The organism is Loktanella sp. D2R18, from assembly GCF_003318235.1.
In the GTDB taxonomy this organism is placed as follows: Bacteria; Pseudomonadota; Alphaproteobacteria; order Rhodobacterales; family Rhodobacteraceae; genus Yoonia.
Genome location: NZ_QOCG01000007.1, coordinates 1 through 8,418, shown reverse-complemented (window position 1 = coordinate 8,418; position 8,418 = coordinate 1). Strand labels below are relative to the sequence as shown.

General features: G+C 52.3%; 10 protein-coding genes. 5 read left to right on the top strand and 5 right to left on the bottom strand.

From position 1 onward, the window contains the following. Positions 1-317 precede the first annotated feature (317 nt). Together DS901_RS04900 and DS901_RS18535 are read left to right on the top strand one after the other, a co-directional pair. Positions 318-1,331 (top strand): replication initiator protein A, encoded by a 1,014-nt coding sequence (locus DS901_RS04900; RefSeq protein WP_113775827.1) that lies wholly within the window; start codon positions 318-320, stop codon positions 1,329-1,331. 273 nt (positions 1,332-1,604) lie between these two features. Continuing rightward, on the top strand, positions 1,605-1,988 hold the full coding sequence (locus tag DS901_RS18535) for a hypothetical protein (RefSeq protein ID WP_147249854.1): 384 nt from the start codon (positions 1,605-1,607) through the stop codon (positions 1,986-1,988). Positions 1,989-1,992: 4 nt separating this feature from the next. Here the strand turns inward: DS901_RS18535 and DS901_RS04890 are convergent, their stop codons facing one another. Then, a complete protein-coding gene (locus DS901_RS04890) occupies positions 1,993-3,228 on the bottom strand; it encodes a relaxase/mobilization nuclease domain-containing protein (RefSeq protein ID WP_113775825.1) in 1,236 nt (411 codons plus the stop codon). After that, on the bottom strand, positions 3,197-3,556 hold the full coding sequence (locus DS901_RS04885) for a plasmid mobilization protein (RefSeq protein WP_113775824.1): 360 nt from the start codon (positions 3,554-3,556) through the stop codon (positions 3,197-3,199). The genes DS901_RS04890 and DS901_RS04885 overlap by 32 nt, the downstream gene beginning before the upstream one ends. A 252-nt stretch (positions 3,557-3,808) precedes the next feature. Here DS901_RS04885 and DS901_RS04880 point away from each other — a divergent pair, with 252 nt between their 5' ends. From DS901_RS04880 to DS901_RS04870, 3 genes are all read left to right on the top strand, one after another. Beyond that, positions 3,809-5,242 carry a type IV secretory system conjugative DNA transfer family protein gene (locus DS901_RS04880; protein ID WP_258546652.1) on the top strand — a complete coding sequence of 478 codons (1,434 nt, stop codon included), beginning with the start codon at positions 3,809-3,811 and terminating at the stop codon, positions 5,240-5,242. Next, complete coding sequence (locus DS901_RS04875) at positions 5,239-5,916, top strand: hypothetical protein (protein ID WP_113775822.1); 678 nt, start codon at positions 5,239-5,241, stop codon at positions 5,914-5,916. The genes DS901_RS04880 and DS901_RS04875 overlap by 4 nt, the downstream gene beginning before the upstream one ends. Before the next feature lie 100 nt (positions 5,917-6,016). Further along, entirely contained in the window at positions 6,017-6,457 is a 441-nt protein-coding gene (locus DS901_RS04870; RefSeq protein WP_113775821.1) for a hypothetical protein, read from the top strand. Positions 6,458-6,580: 123 nt separating this feature from the next. Here the strand turns inward: DS901_RS04870 and DS901_RS04865 are convergent, their stop codons facing one another. The 3 genes from DS901_RS04865 to DS901_RS04855 are packed head-to-tail and all read right to left on the bottom strand — an operon-like array spanning position 6,581 to position 8,079. Then, the gene (locus DS901_RS04865) at positions 6,581-7,351 is read right to left on the bottom strand and encodes a hypothetical protein (protein WP_147249853.1); all 771 of its coding nucleotides are present in this window, start codon (positions 7,349-7,351) and stop codon (positions 6,581-6,583) included. 3 nt (positions 7,352-7,354) lie between these two features. After that, complete coding sequence (locus DS901_RS04860; RefSeq protein WP_113775819.1) at positions 7,355-7,846, bottom strand: type II toxin-antitoxin system death-on-curing family toxin; 492 nt, start codon at positions 7,844-7,846, stop codon at positions 7,355-7,357. After that, positions 7,843-8,079: a type II toxin-antitoxin system Phd/YefM family antitoxin gene (locus tag DS901_RS04855; RefSeq protein ID WP_025060804.1), complete on the bottom strand. Its 237-nt coding sequence runs from the start codon at positions 8,077-8,079 to the stop codon at positions 7,843-7,845. Before DS901_RS04855 ends, DS901_RS04860 begins: the two co-directional genes overlap by 4 nt. Between the last annotated feature and the right edge of the window lie 339 nt (positions 8,080-8,418).

The following is an 8,418-nucleotide window of genomic DNA, read 5'->3' as shown; positions in this document are numbered from 1 at the left end:
AGTATCCGCCAAAGGCGGATCGAAGGGTAATCCCGAAGCCTAGTGTTAACTAAGTTAACTAACGTAGTGAGTTACCAGCCCAAAAATCACCCGCTACGTATTGGTATATATAGGGAAAGTTATCCACACGGTTCCGAAAGTAACGAACTTTGGTTCCGAAAGTAACGAACTTTGGTTCCGAAAGTAACGAATCTATTTGGGCAATTTCTGGTTCCTGAAGTAACGAACTTTGGTTCCTGATCGTGCGAACGCGGTCGGTTCCCGATATAACGAAATTTTCGGTTCCCGATATAACGAAATTCGGCTAGGATCGATTCATGGCATTACTACCCATTCGACACCCTCAAAAGGATTTCTTTGTTCTCGACATTTCCGATGTTGTCCCCAAGGACGACACCGCCTCGATGGAACACCCGATTTTTAGCCTTGCCACGAAGCCTGACCACCGCCACCTGACCTATCAGAACGGCGACCACAAACTCAAAATCGTGCCTTCTGGAAACGGCCTGCCCACGATCTTTGACAAGGACATTCTGATTTTCTGCGTCTCTCAACTGATGGCGATGAAGAACCAAGGCAAAGAGATCGGCAAAACCGTCAGGTTCTCTGCCCGTGAACTGATGATTGCTACGAACCGCAAGACGGGCGGTATCGAGTACAAACGCCTCGAAGATGCCTTTGTGCGCCTCGCTGGTACTCAGTTCGTGACCAACATCAAAACAGGCGGAAAGGCACAAACACGGGTATTCTCGCTCATCGAGTCAGGCAGCGGCTTCGTCTTCAAAGACGACGAGCGGATGCGCCTCGACTATTGCGAAGTCATCTTGTCCGACTGGTTCATGCGCGCGATTGAATCGAATGAGATTGTCAGCATCTCAGAAGACTACTTCCGCCTGCGACGCCCCTTAGAGCGTCGGATATATGAAATTGCCCGCAAGCATTGCGGCATGTCGTCAAAGTGGCACATCGGCCTCGAAAAACTGCAGGCCAAGACAGGCAGCAACGCGCCTCTGAAACGGTTTCGCCTGAACCTGCGCCAGATCATCGAGGAAGATCACACACCGTTTTATCGCATCGAATTGAACGACAAAGACCTTGTGACCTTCCGTCCTCGGTCGGCCAAGATCGAGCTGGGACAGGATATTTTCATCCCTGAATGGGCAGACGAAAAAGCCCGCGAGATTGCCCGCGAAAAGGGCTGGGACTACTACGCATTGCGCGATAATTGGCTGAACTATGCAAGGGCAGAGGCAGGCAAAGGCAACCCCCCTAAAAATGCGGGGGCTGCATTCGTGAGCTACTGTAAGAAAGCCAAGAACCAACGGACTTAGCCCGCACTTGCAATAGTCTAAAATAGTAGCAAGATGTCTACACGCAGAAGAAGAATTTATGGAGAACAAAATGAATTGGTCAAAGCGAAGCGCACCTGGAACTGTTGACGAAAATTGGGCACGACTGGAGTCCTTTCTGAACAGATTAAATGCCTTGGACGCCTCATCGACAAAGATCGTCGAAGGTAAAAACGACAAGGGAGAGGTTGTTACAACCGTTATTTTCCCAGTAAGAACTATCCCCGCCTCCGACGTCGAATTTGGTGACTGACGGTGACTGATGAACGCGAAGCTCCCGTTTTAAATACCAATTTTTCGCAAAGACATTCCGATATCAGTCCTACTTTTGCAGCTCTAGAAGTGGACAATGAGACGTCAGAGGATGCCCGTCGGTTTGCACTTTTGACGCTTGAAAAGAGGGACGGCTTTTGCTCGCAAAGCTGGAACGGGAAATTGTATATTCTCGAAAATGGTCACAGCAGTAGAAAAATTGGTGTGATGATTGAAACGACTTGGACATACAATGGGCGGCCAAGACGTGAAACCAAATCATACTCACTCTTACCGGGACAAGTTTATGAAGGTCTCGGGTGTGACATTCCCGGACCGACCTCGCAACGCTTCACACGTAGAGTAAAAACCGCGTGGTTTGAATAACTTCCTAACGCCTAGGGCGGCGCGGGCGGCGGCGGGATTGGTCCCGCTGCTCCTGCATGATGTCACGCGCTGAACGGCGTTTCTGTTTCTCTGGATCACGGGCTTTCTTCGGTTCGGTTGATCGGTCAAAATCCTGCTTGGCTGCATCCCCCTGATCCTTCTCCCATAGCTTGTCGGACATCCCCTTGTAGTGATCCAGCCGCGCCGCGTCCTGCTCCTTGTGCATCGCCTTGAGTTGGTCACGATCATACCGCCATGCCTTTGTGACTTCTCGACCAGCATCACGGATAGATTGCGACTGCTTTTCGCTGATCTGAGCGCGTTCCTGCGCCTGCATGTCCAGAAAATCCCGACGCTGCCCTTGATCGGCAGTGAAGGCGCGGACAACACCCATCAGCTTTCCCCTGTCTTTCTGGCTAAGAGCAAACCCAATACGCTTTGACAGGCTGGTGTCATAGGTTTTCAGTTCCTTGCGCTGCCGTTGGAACACGTCCCGCCAGATAGGCTTATAAAGCTGTTTGTTCTCAGCCTTGCGAGCTGCGAACCGATCCTGCCTTTGCTGCCAAAGGGCATCGTATTGACCCCGACGAGAAGCGCTCGCCGCGTCTCGATCCGCGCGGTAGTCTGACCATAGTTTATCGGATTCCTGTTTTTTCCATTCATAGTGCTGGCGGCGGGACAGGCTGTCATCTTTCCGCCACTCACCACGTTTGCGGGCTTTATTGTTCTCGACACGATCCTTGCAAAATACTTGGCCGCGCTGTTGTTCGTATTTCTCTGCCCATCGGGACAAGGATACCTGATCGTTGGACATGACAGCCGAACGGCCAGTGTCAGGACAAACCTTGTTCACGATGACATGCACATGCGGGTGATCCGTATCGCGATGGCCAACGATCAAGGCTTGCCGATCGTCGATAGCAAGGGTTTTGAGCGTGTCATGCGCGGCCTGTATTTGCTCCTCGCGCGTCGGTGTTTCTGACGGGTGCCATGCCAAGGAATAGCAATAGACAGGGAATTGCATCTTACGCCCGCCCTTGATCCCTGCCGCCTGCTTCAGCTCTGCCGCATGTGTGGCCGTGTCGATCATGTGGGCGGTCGCACGATGGGCGTCATCTGTGGGCAAATTCACCGTCTCGATGAACGCCACGCGCTCGTTAGTGTCGGCTTGTTTATCGTGAAGGTAATACCGCGCCGCGCCTTTAAAGCTACGGCCTGCGCGGGCTACTCTGGGGATCATGATCCAGCCACCTATCAAAGAGGGCGTCTAGTTTCTCGCAAGTGGATACAAGCGAGGCGGGCAACGCATCTTTGCGGGCGTTCAATGCCTTGGCGATTTGGTTCAGATTTACCCCAATCCGCCGTAACTCGTCACGGGTCACAAAATCAGGCGCGGTCGATTTTGTGACACTGACGCGCTGTCCGAGCGCGGCAGCACGGACGAAGGCTGTCACGGTCGTATCGGCCTGACTGGCTTTGGCCTTGAGGTTCCCAAGCTCAATAGGGGAAAGGGCAAGGCTCACCTGTTCGGTGCGTCTTTCGGCAGGGTCGATCTTTGGTCGTGCCATGACATGTGCTCCTTTCACCAGCTGGGTTGTTAGGGGGTGGCGTTAGACCCCATGACCGAGGTTTTTACATAGTAAAAACATATCTCGCTACTCTCTTAGTTTGACAAATAAGGGTCAACATTTTCTTAATGCGCGTAACAGTTGCACAAACCCATTTGTAACCGAGGATTGACGTTGATTAGTTTCGAAGACCTGCCGCGCGGCCTCCCCCGTGAAATTTCGCAGAAAGACAGTGCGCCCCGTGCTCTTTGGGTGCCGCCCGAAGGGCTGGCACAATCCGAACGATGGGCACCCAAACCAACGGCGCCGCTTGTTGGACAAGACCGAAACGGCGAATGGATTTGCCTTGATGATGACCGGCATTTGTTGACCGTAGCAGGCTCACGTGCCGGCAAAGGCGTCTCGGTCATCCTGCCCAACCTCGCAATCTACAAAGGGTCGGTTTTGGTGCTCGATCCCAAAGGCGAAAACGCTACCCTAACAGCAGAACGCCGTGGCCGTGGTCGTGGTGTTCCTGCGGGCGGTTTGGGACAAGATGTATTCGTGCTCGATCCATTTGGATGGGCAGACGTTGACGACGAGTATCGAGCAGGATTCAACCCTCTGGCCGATCTTGACCCCGCCGATCCGCTCTTTGTCGATCATTGCGACAGCATCGCAGATGCACTTGTCGTATCTGAGCAGGGCAAAGAAAACGACCACTGGAGCGCAAACGCTCGCCTCGTGCTCAGAGGATTCAACGCATGGGTAGCGTCCAAACCATCGGGGAAACGGGATCTGGTCGAGGTCAGCCGCCTGCTGCATCTTCCCCTATCCCCCCCAGCCGATGAAAATGGAAAACGACCCAAGCCAAACCCCGACGCCTATTTTGATGATCTTCTGGATGCCATGCTCGATGACCCTGATCGCGCATGGGGCGTCACAGCGGCGGCGGCAGGTGCGCTTTTGTCCATGGGACATGAAGAACGCAGCTCTGTCCTATCTACGGTGCGCCAAAACATCCTGTTCTTGTCATCCCCACAAATGGCAAAAATGCTGTCCGACACGGGCAGAAAACCTGACCTCAAAGCATGGAAATTCGGCGGTCAATCAATCTACCTCTGCCTGCCTGCGGGCTTCCTGCACACCCATGCTCGTTTCTTCCGCCTATTCCTCAATCGGATGCTGGCGGCAGTGGAAGCGACGCCACCTGTCCCACGTGACGACCCCAAAGGGCTGATGATCCTCGATGAAATACACGTCCTCGGCCATATGAAAGCCCTCGAAACGGCTGCGGGCTTGCTGGCGGGGTACGGCGTTCGCATCTGGTCATTCTGGCAGGACTTTACACAAGCCGAATCCATCTACGGCAAGCGATGGCAAACCTTCCTCGGCAATGCCTCCCTGTTCCAATCTTTCGGCCTCAACGACATGATGACGTTGAAATTCGTCTCTGACCGCCTCGGCCTGTCATCCATGATGCAAGTGTCTGATAGTGAAATTAGCTACGACAAGGCCGCGCTTGGGTACTCTGGAAAATCCAAGTCCATTCAAGGCACCCCCCTGCTCACTCCCGAAGAAGTGGCCTATCACTTCTCGCGCCAGGCAAACGCCCAGCTCGTCATTTATCCTGGCGGCGATCCAATCTGGATGCGTCGCCTCAATTACTGGAACAACGAATTTTCTGATCTAAGGATGACCAAATGAAGCACGAAGACAAATTCGAAGCCCTAATGCTGCGGATCAATCCGCCCCGCAAATACAGCCAAACGGATGCAGCGATCCGACCACATCCCCGCTTTGCCGATCTGTCCGAATTCTCGAAGGGTGAGAGCTTTACGGCCTCGGTTCCCACCGTCATCAAAACATGGTGGGTCGTCGGCTTGTTTGCGATTGCTGCGCTATGGATTGTTCTTCCACCCATCGGCATTACCATGGGGTTTATTGAAGGGTTCTACGACAACCGTGGCCGCTTCACCCGTGGATACTACAATCCGATGCCCATCATCATCACGATTGGCATTTTGCTGGCGGCAACATACGCCATCCTGCGAGCAATCTTCCCCCGCATCACGATCACCGCCACACGCGACGGGATCAGCGTCGGGAAATACCGCTATAGCTGGGACAATGCCGAAGGCTTGCGGGCGGGATACTCGGTCGGCGGGGTCGAGAAAAGCGACGAACAAGGCTTCTTCTGGTTCAAGTACAAAGGGCTGCGCATGGCCTACGGCCAATGGAGCCATGACCTGCCCTACATGGTCAGCGACTACTATTCCGCTGCCTATGTCGTGTGGGTGAACCAGCTCCTTGAAACCATCCAGACCAACCCTGAAACCGTCAACGATACGGCGGCGGGGATCAAGCAACAGATGTATTGATTTCTCACCCGATCAGGGGGATTTGCCAGAGCCGTGCGAATGTGTAACCCTGTTACCCTAAAACAGGATGTAACCTGTTAGGATACGAAAGGGGCACATTATGGGCACGTTACTGTCGGCATCACAGGCCGCAAAAGAGGTGGGGAAGTCGATCCCCACCATCACAAGAGCAATCAAAAAAGGTAAGCTTTCCGCAGCAAAGACGGAAGAAGGCGGGTATCAGATTGACCCTGCCGAACTGTTTCGCGTGTGGCCAGCCGCAAAATCCGACGCAACCCCTGAAAGGAATAACGCAACGGGTAAAAAGTTAGGACACGTAACCCCAGAAAATGTAGATGTTACAGGGGGGTTAGAGGCCGAAGTTAAGTTCCTGAAACAGCTTCTTGAGGATAGAGACGGTACAATTGCCGATCTCAAGGATCAGCGAGACAAATGGCAAGAGCAAGCCAAGACACTGCTCATATCCAACCAGAACACCCCCACACAAGCCACAGAAACGCGCAGAGGTGGCCTGTTGGGTTTTTTGCGGGGCAATGGATAGTCAGCACTGCAAGCGGCCTCTATGAGGCTTAAAATCGCTTCTGCGATATCCTGAAAAGAGGACGCCTCCCGATGGTCGGACGCTCCGCCCCTTCAATTCGTTGTCACGCAGGGGCTAGGGCGTCTATTCAGGATTATCACTATTTTGTTCAAGGGGTTCGCCATCTGACTGTGGCTCTATCATCTTGAACGTGAAGTCCTTGTTCATTCCGAACACCATAGCCAGTCCACCAAAATTTATGATGGCCGTTGTAAGCAACAGAAACCACTTTGCGTAGGCATTCCAATCAGAGCTGTAGACCTGCCATGATGCCGAACCTATCAAAGCCAAATGTGTAACTGGCAGAAGCAAAACAACTGCAATCATGATTATATTCATGAGGCCAGAAAATACGCTGAAACCCTTTTTGTGTTGGTAAAAGTCTTCCCCCCAGATGTTCAACTTGGGTCGGTATAGCTTGAGAAAAAAATCATAGTGTTTACGAGAAGCGTTGAAGAAATCAGGATCGATCAGGTTGCTATCAACGATACGGTTGCCGAACTGGTCGATGATGCCTCCATAACACTGGCTTGTTACGAAGGCTGCGCACATAAAATAAAATGCCATAGAGGCGCTGAACAAAAGAATTTCTTGGATCGCAGGAATCGCAGATATTTGCACCCCAATGATCGGAAGCGTCCAATTTTGACCGTTTAGGATGAGAAACAGCAAGGCGTTTTGGGTAAACAGGCCGCGAATTAGTTGGTCTTGTTTCTGCACAGCCTCTCTGTGTCGCTCGATGTAATTTTCGTATGTTTCCCGCCCAAACACTCCGTTTTTGTCTAGATTTAACTCTGTGTCGAAGGTCATGTTCATACGAACAATGGGGGATAAGCGAATTTCGTTATCTTTCAAATCTTACCGTCCTCTATCTCTCGCCCTACTCTGTTGCTCTTGCATGATGTCACGAGCTGAACGGCGTTGAGCGTTTTCTTGATTTTGCGATTGGCTTTCTTCCTGCTGTAAAGAGCGGGAATGTTCGCGAAAATGCTCCGCTGCGTCTTCACGGTTGATTTTTCCTTGCCCGAGCTGTTCCATCATCTCTGCATGTTCATGGCTTTTGGCTTGATCGAGGTTTTGCCCATTCTCAGCTAAGAAAAGGTCTGCTGTTGCGAAGGCTGTTCGCTTGTTTCCATCAACAAAAGGATGGTTGCGGGAAATGCCTTCGGCATAGCTGGCCGCGAGCTGAAAGGTATCGTTCTCGCCGTAAGCATGAAGGTTTTGAGGGCGGGCGAGTGCAGATTCCAAAAGGGCGGGGTCACGCAAACCGTGCGCGCCTCCGCCTATTTCGATCATCTGTTCGTGGATCGCTTCAACATCGTCCCGCGTCAGCCAGCTTGGCTCACTCATCGGTTGGCAAGCTCAACGATAGTGTTGCGGTGGTATTCTGCGCGTTCACGAATGAGGCGCTTTCGATCATCTGAAACGCCTTCTGGTGTTCCCGTCAGGCGTTGATATTCATCCGCTGATAGCAAGACTAGACGATCACGCTGATGGCTTGTGATGATAACTGGTTCTTGCATTGCAGCGTCGCTGAATGCGCCAATGTTGTTTTTAAATTCTGTTGCTGTGACTCGTGTCATGGCAGTCTCCTTTCGTTGCACCCATTATGTGGCTAAAATGTCCATTTTGTCCATAGGAAGATATTCCTACCTGTCGGGATGTAGGAAGGTATTGGTTAAGTGCCTTTCCCTTCGGAGCCTGTTCGCTGATCCCAAAAAGAGCCGTGACAGGTTGTCCGTCAAGGGTGCGTAGCACAGGCAAAGCCTGCTTGCCCTTGATGGATGTTCTGGCATGGATCAGGGATCAACTCAGCGAAACAGGTGCAAGGGTTCTAGGCACGTCGCCCTTTCCCTTTGGTGAGTGAAGCGAACATTAGCCGCGCGCGCCGTGAGGCGCATATAGCGGCTAGAGTATCCGCC

Coding starts and splice junctions, on each gene's coding strand:
- DS901_RS04900 (WP_113775827.1), top strand. CDS start 318: ATGGCATTACTACCCATTCGACACCCTCAAAAGGATTTCTTTGTTCTC.
- DS901_RS04890 (WP_113775825.1), bottom strand. CDS start 3,228: ATGATCCCCAGAGTAGCCCGCGCAGGCCGTAGCTTTAAAGGCGCGGCG.
- DS901_RS04885 (WP_113775824.1), bottom strand. CDS start 3,556: ATGGCACGACCAAAGATCGACCCTGCCGAAAGACGCACCGAACAGGTG.
- DS901_RS04875 (WP_113775822.1), top strand. CDS start 5,239: ATGAAGCACGAAGACAAATTCGAAGCCCTAATGCTGCGGATCAATCCG.
- DS901_RS04870 (WP_113775821.1), top strand. CDS start 6,017: ATGGGCACGTTACTGTCGGCATCACAGGCCGCAAAAGAGGTGGGGAAG.
- DS901_RS04860 (WP_113775819.1), bottom strand. CDS start 7,846: ATGAGTGAGCCAAGCTGGCTGACGCGGGACGATGTTGAAGCGATCCAC.
- DS901_RS04855 (WP_025060804.1), bottom strand. CDS start 8,079: ATGACACGAGTCACAGCAACAGAATTTAAAAACAACATTGGCGCATTC.